The sequence below is a fragment of the Burkholderia anthinoferrum genome, from assembly GCF_002925705.1.
Classification (GTDB): Bacteria; Pseudomonadota; Gammaproteobacteria; order Burkholderiales; family Burkholderiaceae; genus Burkholderia; species Burkholderia semiarida.
In genome coordinates, this window is the sequence record NZ_LFZP01000027.1 from 54453 (window position 1) to 72186 (window position 17734).

Annotated in this window: 14 protein-coding genes; 9 read left to right on the plus strand and 5 right to left on the minus strand. The window is 68.1% G+C overall.

What is annotated here, in order from left to right; translation table 11 throughout:
* Nucleotides 1-281: 281 nt before the first annotated feature.
* The 4 genes from lysS to C5F75_RS07390 form a co-directional block, all read right to left on the minus strand.
* Nucleotides 282-1808 (minus strand): lysine--tRNA ligase, encoded by a 1527-nt coding sequence (lysS, locus tag C5F75_RS07375; RefSeq protein WP_006478395.1) that lies wholly within the window; start codon nucleotides 1806-1808, stop codon nucleotides 282-284.
* Between the two features lie 74 nt (nucleotides 1809-1882).
* A protein-coding gene (gene prfB / locus C5F75_RS07380; RefSeq protein WP_099316561.1) for a peptide chain release factor 2 occupies nucleotides 1883-2987 on the minus strand; the annotation gives its coding sequence in 2 pieces (ribosomal slippage) (nucleotides 1883-2905 and nucleotides 2907-2987; 1104 coding nt in all).
* A gap of 151 nt (nucleotides 2988-3138) precedes the next feature.
* On the minus strand, nucleotides 3139-4836 hold the full coding sequence (gene recJ / locus C5F75_RS07385) for a single-stranded-DNA-specific exonuclease RecJ (RefSeq protein WP_104012026.1): 1698 nt from the start codon (nucleotides 4834-4836) through the stop codon (nucleotides 3139-3141).
* Nucleotides 4837-4849: 13 nt separating this feature from the next.
* Entirely contained in the window at nucleotides 4850-5926 is a 1077-nt protein-coding gene (locus tag C5F75_RS07390) for a hypothetical protein (protein ID WP_059583333.1), read from the minus strand.
* 158 nt (nucleotides 5927-6084) lie between these two features.
* Here C5F75_RS07390 and C5F75_RS07395 point away from each other — a divergent pair, with 158 nt between their 5' ends.
* The 9 genes from C5F75_RS07395 to ftsB all read left to right on the plus strand — a co-directional run bounded on the left by C5F75_RS07395 (nucleotide 6085) and on the right by ftsB (nucleotide 17167).
* Nucleotides 6085-7338 (plus strand): lipoprotein-releasing ABC transporter permease subunit, encoded by a 1254-nt coding sequence (locus C5F75_RS07395; RefSeq protein ID WP_060966326.1) that lies wholly within the window; start codon nucleotides 6085-6087, stop codon nucleotides 7336-7338.
* Between the two features lie 58 nt (nucleotides 7339-7396).
* Nucleotides 7397-8092 carry a lipoprotein-releasing ABC transporter ATP-binding protein LolD gene (gene lolD, locus C5F75_RS07400; RefSeq protein WP_059583336.1) on the plus strand — a complete coding sequence of 232 codons (696 nt, stop codon included), beginning with the start codon at nucleotides 7397-7399 and terminating at the stop codon, nucleotides 8090-8092.
* Between the two features lie 65 nt (nucleotides 8093-8157).
* Nucleotides 8158-8946, plus strand: a complete 789-nt coding sequence (locus C5F75_RS07405) for a TatD family hydrolase (RefSeq protein ID WP_059583338.1) — start codon at nucleotides 8158-8160, stop codon at nucleotides 8944-8946.
* Between the two features lie 57 nt (nucleotides 8947-9003).
* Nucleotides 9004-11511 (plus strand): DNA internalization-related competence protein ComEC/Rec2, encoded by a 2508-nt coding sequence (locus C5F75_RS07410; protein ID WP_059583339.1) that lies wholly within the window; start codon nucleotides 9004-9006, stop codon nucleotides 11509-11511.
* 212 nt (nucleotides 11512-11723) lie between these two features.
* Complete coding sequence (locus C5F75_RS07415) at nucleotides 11724-12581, plus strand: alpha/beta fold hydrolase (protein WP_059583341.1); 858 nt, start codon at nucleotides 11724-11726, stop codon at nucleotides 12579-12581.
* A gap of 179 nt (nucleotides 12582-12760) precedes the next feature.
* Entirely contained in the window at nucleotides 12761-14419 is a 1659-nt protein-coding gene (locus C5F75_RS07425; RefSeq protein ID WP_059583343.1) for a CTP synthase, read from the plus strand.
* On the plus strand, nucleotides 14416-15270 hold the full coding sequence (gene kdsA / locus C5F75_RS07430; RefSeq protein WP_059583346.1) for a 3-deoxy-8-phosphooctulonate synthase: 855 nt from the start codon (nucleotides 14416-14418) through the stop codon (nucleotides 15268-15270). The genes C5F75_RS07425 and kdsA overlap by 4 nt, the downstream gene beginning before the upstream one ends.
* A gap of 106 nt (nucleotides 15271-15376) precedes the next feature.
* Entirely contained in the window at nucleotides 15377-16660 is a 1284-nt protein-coding gene (gene eno / locus C5F75_RS07435) for a phosphopyruvate hydratase (RefSeq protein WP_006478406.1), read from the plus strand.
* A gap of 81 nt (nucleotides 16661-16741) precedes the next feature.
* Complete coding sequence (gene ftsB / locus C5F75_RS07440) at nucleotides 16742-17167, plus strand: cell division protein FtsB (protein ID WP_059583348.1); 426 nt, start codon at nucleotides 16742-16744, stop codon at nucleotides 17165-17167.
* Nucleotides 17168-17256: 89 nt separating this feature from the next.
* On the opposite strand, the gene C5F75_RS07445 is transcribed toward ftsB, so the two are convergent.
* Nucleotides 17257-17622 (minus strand): hypothetical protein, encoded by a 366-nt coding sequence (locus C5F75_RS07445; RefSeq protein WP_059583350.1) that lies wholly within the window; start codon nucleotides 17620-17622, stop codon nucleotides 17257-17259.
* Nucleotides 17623-17734 lie beyond the last annotated feature (112 nt).

Consider the following 17734-nt stretch of genomic DNA (forward strand, 5'->3'; position numbering starts at 1 on the left):
TCAGACTCGGCGTTCCTGCGCCTCGTTCTGGTCCCGTGGTCATGCGTGGTGACGCAACAGGAGTGTCGTCCACGGCCCCGGGGCACGCCGTATCAAGGTGTAACGAATTGCAGCGGGGCGTCGGCGGCGGTTTCCGGGAAAACCCGCAGAAGGGCGTCGCGACGAGGGAATAAAACGGGGGAGGATCGAAGGCCGGCGGACGCCGGCTGGCGGGATTTACGCGTCGTTACAAAGGCGACGCGTGCGCGCCACGGGGCGCGGCGCACACGCGGTTGCGGCTGTCAGTCCTCGCGGCGCAGATGCGGGAACAGCAGCACGTCGCGGATCGTCGGGCTGTCGGTCAGCAGCATCACGAGACGGTCGATGCCGATCCCGCAGCCGCCGGTCGGCGGCATCCCGTATTCGAGCGCGCGGATGTAGTCGGCGTCGAAGAACATCGCTTCCTCGTCGCCTGCATCCTTCTGCTCGACCTGCTTCTTGAAGCGCGCGGCCTGGTCTTCCGGATCGTTCAGCTCCGAGAAGCCGTTCGCGATCTCGCGGCCGGTCATGAACAGCTCGAAACGCTCGGTGATGCCCGGCACCGTATCCGATGCGCGTGCGAGCGGCGACACCTCGACCGGGTAGTCGATGATGAACGTCGGTTCCCACAGCTGCGCTTCGGCCGTTTCCTCGAACAGCGCGAGCTGCAGCGCGCCGATGCCCGCGTTCAGGAACGCCGGCTGCGACACGTCGACGCCGAAGCGCTTCAGCTCGGTGCGCAGGAACGCGTCGTCCGACAACTGGCCGTCGGTGTAGTCCGGTGCGTACTTCTGGATCGCCTGCGTGATCGTCAGGCGATGGAACGGCTTCGCGAGGTCGAGTTCGCGGCCCTGATACTGGATCGTCGCGGTGCCGAGCGCGTCGATCGCCGCCTGGCGGATCAGTTGCTCGGTGAAGTCCATCAGCCAGCGGTAGTCGGTGTACGCGGCGTAGAACTCCATCATCGTGAATTCCGGGTTGTGCCGCGGCGACACGCCTTCATTCCGGAAATTGCGGTTGATCTCGAACACGCGCTCGAAGCCGCCGACGATCAGGCGCTTCAGGTACAGCTCCGGCGCGATGCGCAGGAACATCTGCATGTCGAGCGCATTGTGATGCGTGACGAACGGCTTCGCGGCCGCGCCGCCCGGGATCGGGTGCAGCATCGGCGTCTCGACTTCCATGAAGTCGGCGTTGTCCATGAACTTGCGGATCGACGCGATCGTCTTCGTGCGGGCGCGGAACGTGTCGCGCGTTTCCGGCGTGACGATCAGGTCGACGTAGCGCTGGCGGTAGCGCATTTCCTGGTCGGACAGGCCGTGGAACTTGTCCGGCAGCGGACGCAGCGCCTTCGACAGCAGGCGCAGCTCCTTGCACTGGACCGACAGCTCGCCCTTGTTGGTGCGGAACAGCACGCCGCGCGCGGCGACGATGTCGCCGAGGTCCCACTTCTTGAACGCGTCGTAGGTGTCGGCGCCGACGTCGTTCGGCGTCACGAAGAACTGGATCTGGCCCGAGCCGTCCTGCACCGTCGCGAAGCTCGCCTTGCCCATCACGCGCTTGAGCATCATGCGGCCGGCCACCGACACCTCGACCGGGTTCGCTTCGAGCGCGGCCTTGTCCGAATCGGCGAATTTCGCCTGCAGGTCGGCTGCGTGGTGCTCGGGCCGGAAGTCGTTCGGATAGGCGACGCCTTGCTCGCGCAACGCGCGCAGCTTCTCGCGGCGCTCGGCGATGATCTGGTTTTCGTCCGCCGTGACGGCGGGCTGCGTTTGGGTCGGTTCGGTCATGATGGTCGGAATTCGGAGTGGGGTGCGGCAACGCAAACGGAAAGGGCGGCGCGGGGCAGGCCGCGCCGCGGCGCTTACACGCCCTGTTTGAGGCTCGCGCTGATGAAGTCGTCGAGGTCGCCGTCGAGCACCGCACGCGTGTTGCTCATTTCGACGTTCGTACGCAGGTCCTTCACGCGGCTCTGGTCGAGCACGTACGAGCGGATCTGGTGGCCCCAGCCCACATCGGTCTTGCTCGATTCGAGCTTGTCCTGCTCGGCCTGGCGCTTGCGCATTTCGACTTCGTACAGGCGCGACTTCAGCATCGCCATCGCTTCCGCGCGGTTGCGGTGCTGCGAGCGGTCGTTCTGGCACTGCACGACGATGCCGGTCGGCATGTGCGTGATCCGCACCGCGGAGTCGGTCTTGTTGATGTGCTGGCCGCCCGCGCCCGATGCGCGGTACGTGTCGATGCGCAGGTCGGCCGGGTTGATCTCGACTTCGATCGAGTCGTCGATTTCCGGATAGACGAACACCGACGAGAACGACGTATGGCGGCCGCCCGACGAGTCGAACGGCGACTTGCGCACGAGGCGGTGGATGCCCGTTTCGGTGCGCAGGAAGCCGTACGCGTATTCGCCCGTGACCTTGACCGTCGCGTTCTTGATGCCGGCGACGTCGCCGTCGGACTCTTCGAGCACTTCGGCCTTGAAGCCCTTGCGTTCGCAGTAGCGCAGGTACTGGCGCAGCAGCATCGACGCCCAGTCGCACGCCTCGGTGCCGCCGGCGCCGGCCTGGATGTCGATGAAGCAGTTGTTCGGATCGGCCGGGTTCGAGAACATCCGGCGGAACTCGATGTCGCCGACGCGCGCCTCGAGCTTCGCGGCGTCTTCTTCCGACGCGAGAAGCGTGTCCTCGTCGCCTTCCTCGCGTGCCAGCTCGAACAGGTCGAGCGCGTCGCGCAGGTCGCTATCGAGCGCGGTGAGCGTCATGACGACGCCTTCGAGCAGTTTCTTCTCGCGGCCGAGCGCCTGGGCGTTCTTCGAATCGTTCCAGACGTTCGGGTCTTCGAGTGCCTTGTTGACTTCGGTCAGACGCGCGGCTTTGGCGTCGTAGTCAAAGATACCCCCGAAGCTCGCCCGCGCGATTGCGCAGGTCGAGCAGGGAGCTTTCGATCGCGTTGAGACGTTCCGCTTCCATGATCGTTCGCTGTTCCGGCTTCGTAAAAAAGCGGAATTATAGCCGATCGGCAAACTTGCCCGGTGACGCAAACGGTGCTCGCGCATGCGTGGAGGGCCCGTCCAACGCGGCGCGCGAGCGTGCGGCGGCGCGTCGCGGGACGGTCGCCGGCTCAGCCGGCCGCGTGTTCGACGATCAGCTGCACGCGCGTGACGCCGTTCCACGTATCGGCGACGAGCCGGTACGCGACCAGCGCGCGCGCCGGTAGCGGCTCGGTGTGGTTGAACCAGATCGCGTTGAAGCGCTGGCGGCTGCGCGCGAGCTGCAGCTTCAGGTGCTTTTCCTTCACGAGCGACTGCGACACGACGTCGAATTCGCCCGAGAAAAGCGGGGCCGGAAACCCTTGCCCCCACACGGCTTCGTCCAGCAGGCCGACGAACTGCGGCGTGAAGTACGCATCCTCGAGCTCGCCGTCGGTCTCGATCACGCGGGCCAGCGCGTCGTCGGACAGCCATTCGCGCGCGACGGCCTCGAACGCGGCCGCGAAGCGCGGCACGTTTTCGGTGTCGAGCGTGAGGCCGGCCGCCATCGCATGGCCGCCGAACGCGACGATCAGGTCCGGTTCGCGTTTCGACACGAGGTCGAGCGCGTCGCGCAGGTGGAAGCCGGCGATCGAACGACCGGAACCCTTGACGCGCCGGCCTTCGTCGTCGGCGTGCGCGAACGTGAACGACGGACGGTGGAATTTCTCCTTGAGCCGGCCGGCGACGATGCCGATCACGCCCTGGTGCCACGCGGGATTGAACAGCGTGATCGTGCACGCGTCGGCCGGATCGACGTCGGCGAGATCGGCGAGCGCCTGCTGCTGCATGCCGGCCTCGATCTCGCGGCGTTCGCGGTTCATCACGTCGAGCTGCTGCGCGAGATCCCACGCGCGGCCGATGTCGTCGGTGATCAGGCACTCGATGCCGAGCGACATGTCGGACAGCCGGCCGGCCGCGTTCAGGCGCGGACCGAGGCCGAAGCCGAGATCGAACCCCGACGCGGTGCGCGCTTCGCGCGCGGCGGCGCGGAACAGCGCGGCGACGCCTGGCTGCATGCGGCCGTTGCGGATGCGCTGCAGGCCCTGCGCCACGAGCACGCGGTTGTTGCCGTCGAGCCGCACGACGTCGGCGACGGTGCCGAGCGCGACGAGGTCGAGCAGGCCGTCGAGACGCGGCTCGGCTTCCTTGCTCGCGAACGCGCCGCGGCGGCGCAGCTCGGCGCGCAGCGCGAGCAGCACGTAGAACATCACGCCGACGCCGGCGAGATGCTTGCTCGGGAACGCGCAGCCGGGCTGGTTCGGGTTGACGATCGCGCGCGCGGCGGGCAGCGCGTCGCCGGGCAGGTGGTGGTCGGTCACGAGCACGTCGATGCCGCGCGCGTTCGCGGCTTCGACGCCGGCGACGCTCGCGATCCCGTTGTCAACGGTGATCAGCAGGTCGGGCTTGCACGCGGCCGCGAGTTCGACGATCTCCGGCGTGAGGCCGTAGCCGTATTCGAAGCGGTTCGGCACCAGGTAGTCGATCTGCGCGCCGAACATGCGCAGGCCGCGCACCGCGACCGCGCAGGCGGTCGCGCCGTCGCAGTCGTAGTCGGCGACGACGAGCAGGCGCCGCTTGTCGGCAATCGCGTCGGCGAGCAGCGACGCCGCATCGGCGCAGCCTTTCAGCTCGGTGGGCGGAACGAGGCGCGCGAGCGCGGTCTCGATGTCGGCGGGCGACTGCACGCCGCGCGACGCGTACAGGCGCGCGAGGACGGGGTGCAGGCCGTGGCGCGCGAGCACTTCGGCGTCGGCGGGCGCGACGGGGCGGGTAACGATCCGGGTCATACGGGGTGGCTGGTTATTCGAACAGGGAGGCGAGCGCGCGGCGGCGCCAGAACTTGCGCAGGTCGCCGCGCGTCGCGTGCAGCGTCACGGAGCTCGTGTCGCCGCACAGCGTGAAATCGACGCTCGCCAGCTCGCCGTTGTGCAGCGCGGCGAGCGCCGGCGCGAACCAGTCGCGCTCGAGCGCGGCGAGGCCGTCGTGCCAGCGCGCCCAGTCCTGCTCGATGAACGGGGTGGTCAGCGCCGGCAGATCGACGAGCGTCGCGCCGTCGGCGGCGGGCAGCGCGCCGAACGTCGCGGGCGGGCGGCCGGCTTCGGTTTGCGCGGCGCGCGCGAGGCCGAGCGCGGCGGGCGACGCGGACAGCACGCGCGCGAACGGCTTGCCGACCGGCTTCAGCGTACCCTGCGCATGGAACCAGATCGAATTGACGGCCGGCAGGCCGCGCGCCTCGCGGGCTTCGTTGACCGGATGCTGGAACCACGCCATCTGCACTTCGTTCTGCAGTTTCATCCACATCCGCGAGCGCTCGCCCGTATGGGCCTCGTGCGGCAGCCAGATCTCGATGTTGCGGCCGCTGGCGCGCAGCGGCGCGGCGCCGGCGAGGCGCGCGAGCTGGTCGCTCGACAGGTACCAGCGCGCCGGGTTTGGCGCTTCGAGCCGCACGCCGAGCTCCTCGATCAGCGGCCGCGCGACCGCGAGCAGCGCGGCCGCGTCGCCGTCGTCGAGCGCGAGGGCGGCCGGGTCGACGAGCACCAGGTGATCGTGCGCGATTTCGACGTGCACGGGCTCGACGCATGCCCACGCGTGCGTGCCGGGGTCGCCGCCGTCGGCCAGCAGCATGTAGGGCGCGAGCGGCGCCTCGTCCGCGGCGTTGCCCTGCGTGGCGCCGAACCGGCTTGCCAGCCAGCGCTCGTGCGGCAGCGTGCGCTGGAAGTCCTCGCCGGCCACGCGCTCGACGAGGCTTGCGCGAGCGAGCAACTTTTGAAGCGCGGGGCTGTCCAGCGTGTGCAGGGACGAGGCCGCATCGGCCGCCGACGGCAGCGCGAACGGAACGAGAAAATGGAGGCGTCGGTCGTGCATGATGGTGCGCATTGTATGGCAAACTGCGCGCGTGATCGGGCCGGCTGACGGCCCGTTCGCGTCCGGCGGCCGTTTTTCGACCGTGCCGGGGGCCGGCCGCTACCGGCCACGACCCGGCGGCGGTCCGGCCGCCGCGCACCTGTCCGCCGTAACCAGCAGAAAGGATTCGCTTGAAACTTCCGTACGAATGGCAGATCGGCTGGCGCTACACGCGCGCCGGCAAACGCACGACCGGCAACGGCTTCATTTCCTTCATCGCGCTCGTGTCGATGCTCGGGATCGCGCTCGGCGTCGCGGCGCTGATCGTCGTGCTGTCGGTGATGAACGGCTTCCAGAAGGAGGTGCGCGACCGCATGCTGTCGGTGCTCGCGCACGTCGAGGTGTTCTCGCCGACGGGCTCGATGCCCGACTGGCAACTGACCGCGCAGGAAGCGCGCCGCAATCCGTCGGTGATCGGCGCCGCGCCGTACGTCGACGCGCAGGCGCTGCTCACGCGCCAGGACGCGGTGAGCGGGGTGATGCTGCGCGGCGTCGAGCCGTCGCTCGAACCGCAGGTGTCGGACATAGGCAAGGACATGAAGGCGGGGCAACTGGCCGCGCTCGTGCCCGGCCAGTTCGGCATCGTGCTCGGCGACGCGCTCGCCGGCAACCTCGGCGTGACGGTCGGCGACAAGATCACGCTGGTCGCGCCCGAAGGCTCGATCACGCCGGCCGGCATGATGCCGCGGCTCAAGCAGTTCACGGTCGTCGGCGTGTTCGAGTCCGGCCACTACGAATACGACAGCACGCTCGCGATGATCAACATCCGCGACGCCGAGGCGCTGTTCCGGATGAGCGCGCCGACCGGCGTGCGGCTGCGGCTCACCGACATGCAGAAGGCGCCGCAGGTCGCGCTCGAGCTGTCGCATACGCTGTCGGGCAGCCTGTACATCCGCGACTGGACGCAGCAGAACAAGACGTGGTTCTCGGCCGTGCAGATCGAGAAGCGGATGATGTTCATCATCCTCACGCTGATCATCGCGGTGGCCGCGTTCAACCTCGTGTCGTCGCTCGTGATGACGGTGACCAACAAGCAGGCGGACATCGCGATCCTGCGCACGCTCGGCGCGCAGCCGGGGTCGATCATGAAGATCTTCGTCGTGCAGGGCGTGACGATCGGCTTCGTCGGCACTGCGTCCGGCGTCGCGCTCGGCTGCCTGATCGCGTGGAGCATCCCGTGGCTGATTCCGATGATCGAGCACCTGTTCGGCGTGCAGTTCCTGCCGCCGTCGGTGTACTTCATCAGCGAGCTGCCGTCCGAACTCGTCGCGAGCGACGTGATCCGGATCGGGCTGATCGCGTTCGCGCTGTCGGCCGTCGCGACGCTTTATCCAAGCTGGCGCGGCGCGAAGGTGAAGCCGGCGGAGGCGCTCCGCTATGAATGACCGCGCGGCCGCATTCGCGGATTCACGACAACAACACAACGGACAGGATTCGGCAGGTATGCAGGAATACGTGCTTCAGGCGCGCGGGATCACGAAGGCGTTCGTGCAGGGCGGCTTCAACGTGCAGGTGCTCAACAACACCGAGCTGACGGTGCGGCGCGGCGAGAAGCTCGCGGTCGTCGGGGCGTCGGGCTCCGGCAAGAGCACGCTGCTGCACGTGCTGGGCGGGCTCGACGAGCCGAGCGCCGGCGAAGTGTCGCTGCTCGGCAAGCCGTTTACGCAGCTCGCGGAGCGCGAGCGCAACGAGTTGCGCAACCGCGCGCTTGGCTTCGTCTACCAGTTCCATCACCTGCTGCCCGAGTTCACGGCGCTCGACAACGTCGCGATGCCGCTGCGCATCCGCCGGATGACGACCGAGGACGCACGCGGGCAGGCACAGGCGATGCTCGAACGCGTCGGTCTCGGCCCGCGTGCGAAGCACCGGCCGGGCGAATTGTCGGGCGGCGAACGGCAGCGCGTCGCGATCGCGCGTGCGTTGGTCACGAAGCCCGCGTGCGTGCTCGCCGACGAGCCGACCGGCAACCTCGACGGCACGACGGCCGACACGGTGTTCAACCTGATGCTCGAACTGTCCGAGACGCTCGAAACGAGTTTCGTGATCGTCACGCACGACCCCGATCTCGCCGCGCGCTGCGACCGCATCATGCGGCTGCGCGACGGCGTGTTGCACGAGGAGCCGGCGCTGCCGGTGTAAAAAAGCCACGCCATTGGCCGTGCCGGGTTCGCCCCGGCACGATACAACGGTGCAGGACCGCTGCCATGTGGATCGACACGCATTGCCATCTCGATGCCGCCGAATTCGACGCCGACCGCGACGCGGTCGCGCACGCCGCGCGCGCGGCCGGCGTGTCGCGCATCGTGATCCCGAGCATCGGGCGCGACAACTTCACGACGGTGCGCGAACTCGCGCAGCGCACGCCCGGCGCGGCGTATGCGCTCGGCATCCATCCGATGTATACGCCGCAGGCGCGCGACGCCGATCTCGACCGGCTGCGCATGGAGATCGAGGCGAGTCTCGACGATCCGCGTTTCGTCGCGATCGGCGAAATCGGGCTCGACTATTTCGTGCCGGGTCTCGATGAAGAGCGCCAACAGTTCTTCTACCAGGGCCAGCTCAGGCTCGCGCGGGAACTCGACTTGCCCGTGCTGTGTCACGTGCGCAAGTCGCAGGACCGCGTGCTGGCCGGGCTGCGCCGTTTCGGCGTGCGGCGCGGCATCGCGCATGCGTTCAACGGCAGTTTCCAGCAGGCCGAAGCGTATCTGGCGCAAGGCCTGCATCTCGGCTTCGGCGGCAACGTGACCTTCACGCGCGCGCGGCAGATCCGCCGGCTCGCCACCGAGTTGCCGCTCGACGCGCTCGTCGTCGAAACCGACGCGCCCGACATCGCGCCCGAATGGGCATACAAATCCCGCAACACACCCGACCAGGTGCCGCGCATCGGCGGCGTGCTCGCCGAATTGCGCGGGCTCGATACTGGCGAACTGGCCGTATGCACTTCGGCTAACGCGCTCGCCGCGCTGCCGCGACTCGCACTTTCGTCCGCATAATCGTTGCCGGAAGGCGCCGCCCGGGCAGGGCTGGCGCCGGGTCGACGAGGAGGCGGAATGCGCGTGTGGTGGATCGCGTTCGCGCTCGGCGTCGTCGTGCTGCAGCGGCAGGCGGCGTTGCCGGGGGCGATCGCATGGACGGTCGGAGCAGCCGTGCTCGCGGGCTGCGCGGCGCTGGGCGCGTGGTGCATGCGTCGACGGCGCACGCGTGCGGTCGTGGCATGCGGCTGGATGCTGTGTGTGTTCGCGGCCTGCGTCGCGGGGTTCGGCTATGCGGCCGCGCGGGCCGAGTGGCGGCTCGGCGACAGCCTCCCGCCGGAGTGGGAAGGGCGCGACATCGTCGTCACGGGTGTGATCCGCGGATTGCCGGTCGTCGACGAGACGGGGGCGCGGCTGCTGTTCGCGGTCGAATCGAACGATGCGGGGCTCGCCCGTTTTCCGCCATTGATCCGCTTGTCGTGGCGCGCATACGGCGCACCCGCGACACGCGATGCGCTTCCCGATTTGCGGGCGGCCCAGCGCTGGCGTTTCGTCGTGCGTCTCAAGCGTCCGCATGCCGAGGCCAATCCCGGCGTGCGCGACAGCGAGGCGGCGTGGCTCGCGGCGGGCATTCGCGCGATCGGCTATGTCAGTGCGCCGCGTCGGGCCGTATTGCTCGATGCGCGCGCGGCGGGATGGCGTGCATCGATCGACCGGGTGCGCGACGCGCTGCGGGCACGCATCGGCGAGGTGCTCGGCACCGATGCGGCGCACCGCGGCATCGTCGCCGCGCTGGCGATCGGCGACCAGTCGGGCATCGGCGACGACGACTGGCGCGTGCTGCGCAATACGGGCACGAGCCATCTGGTCGCGATTTCGGGTCTCCATGTCGGGCTGGTCGGCGCGATCGCCGGCTGGCTCGTGTCGATGGTCTGGCGCCGCATGCGCTGGCGCGCGCGGGCCGCGACGCTCGTGTTGCCGGCGCCGTACGCGGCCGCGCTTGCCGCGCTGGTCGCTGCTGCGGGCTACGCCGCGCTCGCCGGCTTCAACGTGCCGGCACAGCGCGCGTGGTGGATGATCGCGGGCGGCGGCGTCGCGTATCTGGCCGGCCGCAGTGTGCCGACCTCCGCGGTGCTGTGCGCGGCGCTCGGCGGCGTGCTGCTCGCCGATCCGTGGGCCGTGCTGTCGGCCGGATTCTGGCTGTCGTTCGGCGCGGTCGCCGTGATCCTGCAGGCCGTCGCCGGCTGGCGCGCGGTGCGCGAACTCGATGAGAACGACGGGATCGACGAGAACGACGAAACGGGCGCGGAAAGCCGCACGGCCGGCTTGCGGAGGCGATTGCGCGGGTGGGCGACGCGCTGCCGGCGCCGCATCGCCGAGGCCACGCGCGTGCAGTACGCGGTGACGATCGGTCTCGCGCCGCTCACCGCCGCATGGTTCGCTCAGGTTTCCCTGTCGGGCCCGTTCGGCAATGCGTTCGCGATTCCGTGGGTCAGCTCGGTCGTCACGCCCGTCGTGCTGGCCGGCATCGCGTTGCCGGCGCCGTTCGATGCCGGTGCGTTCATGCTCGCCCATACGGCGCTCGCACCGATGATGACGCTGCTCGGGCACTTGGCCGACTGGCCGGCCGGCGTGCTGTGGCTGCGCATGCCCGAGTGGCCGGTACTGGCGCTGGCATGCGTGGGCGTCGCCTGGGCGCTGATGCCGCGCGGCTGGCCGTTGCGCTGGGCGGCGCCGCTCACGTGGCTGCCGCTCGTCGCGCCGGCGCCCGACGCGCCGCCGGCGGGCGGCTTCCGGCTGACCGTGCTCGACGTCGGGCAGGGCGCGGCGGTGCTGGTCGAAACCGCGCGGCGGACCTTGCTGTTCGATGCGGGGCCCGGCGCGGAATCGACGCATGCCGGTACGCGGATCGTCGCGCCGGCGTTGCGGGCGCGCGGCATCGCGGCGATCGATTCGCTCGTGCTCAGTCATGCGGATGCCGATCATGCAGGCGGTGCTTCGGCCGTCTATGCGGCGACCGACGTGCGCCAGCTGCTGGCCGGCATTGCGCCGCGGCACCGGTTGTGGCGCGAGGCGCAGGCGGCCGGCGTGGCCGATCGGCTGCCTTGCGCGGCCGGGCAGCGCTGGACCTGGGACGGTGTCGTCTTTACGATGCTGTGGCCGCCGGACGGGGTGGGCACGGGTTCGTCGAACGGGCAATCGTGCGTGCTGCGCATCGACGCGGGCGGCACGTCGGCCCTGTTGACGGGCGACATCGAGGCGGCCGCCGAGCGCCGGCTGGTGGCCGATGCGCGCGATGCGCTGCCCGCGCAGATCCTGGTCGTTCCGCATCACGGCAGCCGCACGTCGTCGGTCGAGCCTTTCCTCGATTCGGTCGGGCCGCGCGTCGCGGTATTTCCTGTAGGCTATCGCAATCGTTTCGGGCATCCGCACCGGACCGTGCTCGCCCGCTACGAGGCGCGCGGGATTCCGCTGCCGCGCACCGATCGCGACGGCGCCGTGCGGTTCGACGTCGCGCCGGCCGGCGGCGGGTTCGCATTCGCGCGCTATCGCGACGAACGGCGCCGGTACTGGATGGACCGGTAAGCGTGGCGACGGCCGGCGTGCCGTGCCGAAGCCCGGTTCCGACAGAAATATGACGCATGGGAATGGCACAAGCGCTGACGCACCCCCTCCCGTCGACCGCGAAGCATGGGACGAGAGTAGGCGCTAAAGCGCTAACTCTCGTCGACCGCGAAGCATGGGACGAGAGTAAGCGCTAAAGCGCTAACTCTCGTCGACAAAGGAGACACCGGCATTTGAAGGACATCCTCCACTTCTCGCACGCGAACGGCTTCCCGGCGTCGACGTACCGGACGATCTTCGCCGAACTCGCCGACGACTACGAGCTGCGCTACATCGAACGGATCGGCCACGACCGCCGCTACCCGGTGACGCGCGACTGGCCGCATCTCGTCGAACAACTGCTCGACGATATCGGCAGCCGCTACGAGCGCCCGGTCTGGCTCGTCGGCCATTCGCTCGGCGGCTACCTGTCGCTGATGGCCGCGCTGAAGAAGCCGCAGTGGGTGCGCGGCGTCGTGATGATCGATTCGCCGATCATCGCGGGCTGGCGTGCCGGCGCGTTGCGCGCGAGCCAGTGGGCGGGGCTCGACGAGCGGCTGTCGCCCGCCGCGGCGACGCGCAACCGGCGCACGCGCTGGATGAGCCGCGACGAAGTCTGGCGGCACTTCCGCGAGAAGCCCGCGTTCGCGCGCTGGGACGAACGGATGCTCGCCGACTATATCGACTACGGCATCCCGCAGGCCGGCCCCGACGGCGCACGCGCGCTCGCGTTCGACCGGCAGGTCGAATACCTGATCTACCGGACGCTGCCGCACACGCTCGGCCCGCGGCTCGCGCACGGCGCGCCGGTGCCGCTCGGCTTTCTCGCCGGCACGCGCTCGCGCGAGGTGCGGCAGGTCGGGCTCGACGCGACGCGCCGTGCGACGCGCGGGCGCATCGAATGGCTGGAAGGCAGTCACCTGTTCCCGATGGAGCGGCCGATCGAGACCGCCCGCGCATTGCAGCGGATGCTGAATTCGCTGAAGGCGGAAGAGGGCGGCGTTTCGGGCGGCATTTCGCAGGCCGGCGCGCCGCTCGCGAGGCGCGCCTGACGTTTCGTCCCGTGCGCCGAGCGCCCGCCGGCGCATGCGCGTGGCGCCGACCGGCCGGCCGGTTCGCGCCGGCGCGCACCGCCGCGCGGGGCGGTACGAAAGGGCGCGATCATCGCGTCAATTGCTGAGAAAAGGGCGGGCTTTACGGTATAATCCGTTTTTCCCGCGAGCATCCAGCGATGACCAAATATGTTTTCGTCACCGGCGGCGTAGTTTCTTCCCTCGGCAAGGGTATTGCCGCCGCCTCTCTCGCCGCGATCCTCGAATCGCGCGGTCTGAAAGTCACCCTCCTCAAGCTCGATCCCTACATCAACGTCGACCCCGGCACGATGAGCCCGTTCCAGCACGGCGAAGTGTTCGTGACGGAAGACGGAGCGGAGACCGACCTCGACCTCGGCCACTATGAGCGCTTCATCAGCACGAAGATGCGCAAGGCCAACAACTTCACGACCGGCCAGATCTACGAATCGGTGATCCGCAAGGAGCGCCGCGGCGACTATCTCGGCAAGACCGTGCAGGTCATTCCGCACATCACGAACGAAATCCAGGCGTTCATCGAGCGCGGGGCGGCATCGGCCACCTGCGGCGAGCCGGACGTCGCGATCGTCGAGATCGGCGGCACGGTCGGCGACATCGAGTCGCTGCCGTTCCTCGAGGCCGCACGCCAGATGAGCCTGCGCCTCGGCCGCAACAGCGCGTGCTTCGTGCACCTGACGCTCGTGCCGTACGTCGCGACGGCCGGCGAGCTGAAGACGAAGCCGACCCAGCACAGCGTGCAGAAGCTGCGCGAGATCGGCATCCTGCCGCACGTGCTGCTGTGCCGTGCCGACCGCCGCATTCCCGACGACGAATCGAAGAAGATCTCGATGTTCTCGAACGTGCCGGAAGACGCCGTGATCTCGGTGTGGGACGCCGACAGCATCTACAAGATTCCGCAGATGCTGCACGACCAGGGCCTCGACCGGATCATCTGCGAGGAGCTGAAGCTGTCGCCGAAGGACGCCGACCTGAGCATGTGGTCGACGCTCGTCGAGAAGCTCGAAAACCCGGAGCACGAAGTGACGATCGGCATGGTCGGCAAGTACGTCGACCTGACCGAGTCGTACAAGTCGCTGATCGAGGCGCTGCGCCATGCGTCGATCCACACGTCGACCAAGGTCAACATCGAATACATCGACTCGGAAGAGCTCGAGACGAACGGCGTCGACAGCCTCAAGCATCTCGACGCCGTGCTGGTGCCGGGCGGTTTCGGCCGTCGCGGCACGGAAGGCAAGATCGCCGCGGTTCGCTACGCGCGCGAGTCGAAGGTGCCGTATCTCGGCATCTGTCTCGGCATGCAGCTCGCGGTGATCGAATTCGCGCGCGACGTCGTCGGCCTGAAGCAGGCGAACAGCACGGAATTCGATCCGGACACGCCCGAGCGCGTGGTCGCGCTGATCACCGAATGGTACGACCGCGAAGGCAAGGTCGAGACGCGCACCGAGGAATCCGACCTCGGCGGCACGATGCGTCTGGGTTCGCAGCGCTGCCCGATCAAGCCGGGCACGATGGCCGAGGAAATCTACGGCAAGGACGTGAACGAGCGCCATCGCCACCGTTATGAAGTCAATAACCGCTTCGTGCCCCAGCTCGAAGCCGGCGGCCTTATCATCAGCGCCCGTACCCCGAGCGAGGATCTGCCGGAGATGATGGAGCTGCCGCGTTCGATGCACCCGTGGTTCGTCGGCGTCCAGTTCCACCCGGAATTCACGTCCACGCCGCGTGACGGTCATCCGCTGTTCAAGTCGTTCGTCGAAGCCGCGCTCGCCAACAAGCAAGCGCGCGGAGTGCAAGCATGAAGCTGTGCGATTTCGAGGTCGGTCTCGATCAACCGTTCTTCCTGATCGCGGGTACCTGCGTCGTCGAATCGGAGCAAATGACGATCGACACGGCCGGCCGCCTGAAGGAAATCTGCGAGAAGCTGAACGTTCCGTTCATCTACAAGTCGTCCTACGACAAGGCGAACCGCAGCTCGGGCAAGTCGTTTCGCGGTCTCGGAATGGACGAGGGGCTGCGGATCCTCGGCGAGGTGAAGCGCCAGCTCGGCCTGCCGGTGCTGACCGACGTGCATTCGATCGACGAGATCGAGCAGGTCGCGTCGGTCGTCGACGTGCTGCAGACGCCGGCGTTCCTGTGCCGCCAGACCGATTTCATCCATGCGTGCGCGCGCTCGGGCAAGCCCGTGAACATCAAGAAGGGCCAGTTCCTCGCGCCGCACGACATGAAGAACGTGATCGACAAGGCGCGCGACGCGGCGCGTGAAGCCGGGCTGTCGGAAGACCGCTTCATGGCGTGCGAGCGCGGCGTCTCGTTCGGCTACAACAACCTCGTGTCGGACATGCGTTCGCTCGCGATCATGCGCGAGACGAACGCGCCGGTCGTGTTCGATGCGACCCACTCGGTGCAGTTGCCGGGCGGGCAGGGCACGAGCTCGGGCGGCCAGCGCGAATTCGTGCCGGTGCTCGCCCGTGCGGCGGTCGCGACGGGCGTCGCGGGCCTCTTCATGGAAACGCACCCGAATCCGGCCGAGGCGAAATCGGACGGCCCGAACGCGGTGCCGCTGAACCGGATGAGCGCGCTGCTGGAGACCCTCGTCACGCTCGACCAGGCGGTGAAGCGCAATCCGTTCCTGGAAAACGATTTCAATTAAAGATCGAATGAACCTTGCGACGGCTTCGCGCGTCTGTAGCGAAAGCGGTTCCGGCACGCACGCCGTCGCAGTTTGAAGAATCCATCGTCATTCTCAGAGGAAACCCATGAGTGCAATCGTAGATATCATCGGCCGCGAGATTCTGGATTCGCGCGGCAACCCCACCGTCGAATGCGACGTGCTGCTCGAATCGGGCACGATGGGCCGCGCGGCGGTGCCGTCGGGCGCGTCCACCGGCTCGCGTGAAGCGATCGAGCTGCGCGACGGCGAAGCCGGCCGCTACAACGGCAAGGGCGTGCTGAAGGCGGTCGAGCACATCAACACCGAAATCTCCGAAGCCATCATGGGCCTCGACGCGTCGGAACAGGCGTTCCTCGACAAGACGCTGCTCGAGCTGGACGGCACCGACAACAAGTCGCGCCTCGGCGCGAACGCGATGCTGGCCGTGTCGATGGCCGTCGCGAAGGCCGCCGCCGAAGAGGCCGGCCTGCCGCTGTACCGCTACTTCGGTGGCTCGGGCGCGATGCAACTGCCGGTGCCGATGATGAACATCGTCAACGGCGGCGCGCACGCGAACAACAGCCTGGACATCCAGGAATTCATGATCGTCCCGGTCAGCCAGCCGACGTTCCGTGAAGCGCTGCGTTGCGGCGCCGAAGTGTTCCACGCGCTGAAGAAGATCCTCAGCGACCGCGGCATGAGCACGGCGGTCGGCGACGAAGGCGGTTTCGCGCCGAACTTCGGCAGCAACGACGAGTGCCTGTCGACGATCCTGCAGGCGATCGAGAAGGCCGGCTACCGTGCGGGCGAAGACGTGCTGCTCGCGCTCGACTGCGCGGCATCCGAGTTCTACCACGACGGCAAGTACCAGCTCGCGGGCGAAGGCCTGCAACTGTCGTCGGCCGAATTCACCGACTACCTCGCGACGCTCGCCGACAAGTTCCCGATCGTGTCGATCGAGGACGGCATGCACGAAAGCGACTGGGACGGCTGGAAGCTGCTGACCGACCGCCTCGGCAAGAAGGTGCAGCTCGTTGGCGACGATCTCTTCGTCACGAACACGCGCATCCTGAAGGAAGGCATCGAGAAGGGCATCGCGAACTCGATCCTGATCAAGATCAACCAGATTGGTACGCTGACCGAAACGTTCGCGGCGATCGAAATGGCGAAGCGCGCGGGCTACACGGCCGTGATCTCGCACCGCTCGGGCGAAACCGAAGATTCGACGATCGCGGACATCGCGGTCGGCCTGAATGCCGGCCAGATCAAGACGGGTTCGCTGTCGCGCAGCGACCGTATCTCGAAGTACAACCAGCTGCTGCGCATCGAGGAAGACCTCGGCGACATCGCGAGCTACCCGGGTAAATCGGCTTTCTATAACCTGCGCTAACGCGCTACTATCGGGTTCGTCATCTCGACGCCGCTCTGTGCCTGTGCGCGGAGCGGCGCTTCTTATATCTGCGTCTCTTACATGCGGCTTGTCACTGTCGTCCTGATTGCCTTGCTGGCGCTCATTCAGTACCCCCTATGGTGGGGACACGGCGGCTGGCTGCGGGTGCATGAATTGCGTCAGCAGCTCGACGACCAGCTCCGGAAGAACGCGGACGAGAAGCTGCGCAACGAGCGCACCGCCGGCGAAGTGCAGGATCTGCAGAGCGGCACCGCGGCGATCGAGGAGCGTGCACGCTACGAGATGGGCATGGTCAAGGACGGCGAAGTATTCGTGCAGTTCGTATCGCCGAATGCGCCTGCGGGGCCGACGAACAACACGCCGGCGAATACGTCGACGCGCGGTACCGTCTCGGCGGCGCCCGTGCGGGTCGTGCCGAATCCGCAGTCGATCGCGAAGCCGTCGCGGCATCATGGCGGCGACAAGGGCAAGGCCGCGCATCACTGAGCGCGATACCTCGAACCCATTGAAAAAGCGCGGGAAATGCCGCGCTTTTTTATTTCCTGCCAGTCGTCAATCGATCGGGCGATGCCTGCTCACCACCACCAGCCCGGGTAGCCGTAGCTGATGCCCGAGCCCCAGCGATTGCCCCATCCGCCGCCGTAATATCCGCCGTAGACCGTCACGGGCGGCGGCGAGTAATAAGCCCACGCGCGCGCGGCCGCTTCCGCCGCCATCGCGCTGTTCTGCTCGCGCAGGACTTGCCGATCGATCTCGTCGTAGCGCTTGCGTTCGGCGCTCGACAGCACGGGCGGCTGACCACCCGACGCGCCCGGTTCGGGCAGGCGGCTCAGGATCGTGGAAGTCGGCGGCGGCATCGCGCAGCCGGCAAGCGCGAGCGTGCCGGCGGCCATGCTCGTCAGGACGATGGTGCGGATGGCGCAAAAGGGGCGGCGATTCATGTGTTTCTCCTGCGGTGCGCCGACCGTGGAAAGCGGCTTGTGCCGAAGGCCGAACCTCCGGCGCCTGAGCCGCGCATGCGGCGCTCGTGCGTCATTATGCGCCCGTGCCGCG

Bases quoted from the DNA above. Each gene is read 5' to 3' on its own strand.
- lysS (WP_006478395.1), bottom strand. From the start codon at position 1,808: ATGACCGAACCGACCCAAACGCAGCCCGCCGTCACGGCGGACGAAAAC.
- recJ (WP_104012026.1), bottom strand. From the start codon at position 4,836: ATGACCCGGATCGTTACCCGCCCCGTCGCGCCCGCCGACGCCGAAGTG.
- C5F75_RS07390 (WP_059583333.1), bottom strand. From the start codon at position 5,926: ATGCGCACCATCATGCACGACCGACGCCTCCATTTTCTCGTTCCGTTC.
- lolD (WP_059583336.1), top strand. From the start codon at position 7,397: ATGCAGGAATACGTGCTTCAGGCGCGCGGGATCACGAAGGCGTTCGTG.
- C5F75_RS07405 (WP_059583338.1), top strand. From the start codon at position 8,158: ATGTGGATCGACACGCATTGCCATCTCGATGCCGCCGAATTCGACGCC.
- C5F75_RS07410 (WP_059583339.1), top strand. From the start codon at position 9,004: ATGCGCGTGTGGTGGATCGCGTTCGCGCTCGGCGTCGTCGTGCTGCAG.
- C5F75_RS07425 (WP_059583343.1), top strand. From the start codon at position 12,761: ATGACCAAATATGTTTTCGTCACCGGCGGCGTAGTTTCTTCCCTCGGC.
- kdsA (WP_059583346.1), top strand. From the start codon at position 14,416: ATGAAGCTGTGCGATTTCGAGGTCGGTCTCGATCAACCGTTCTTCCTG.
- eno (WP_006478406.1), top strand. From the start codon at position 15,377: ATGAGTGCAATCGTAGATATCATCGGCCGCGAGATTCTGGATTCGCGC.
- ftsB (WP_059583348.1), top strand. From the start codon at position 16,742: ATGCGGCTTGTCACTGTCGTCCTGATTGCCTTGCTGGCGCTCATTCAG.
- C5F75_RS07445 (WP_059583350.1), bottom strand. From the start codon at position 17,622: ATGAATCGCCGCCCCTTTTGCGCCATCCGCACCATCGTCCTGACGAGC.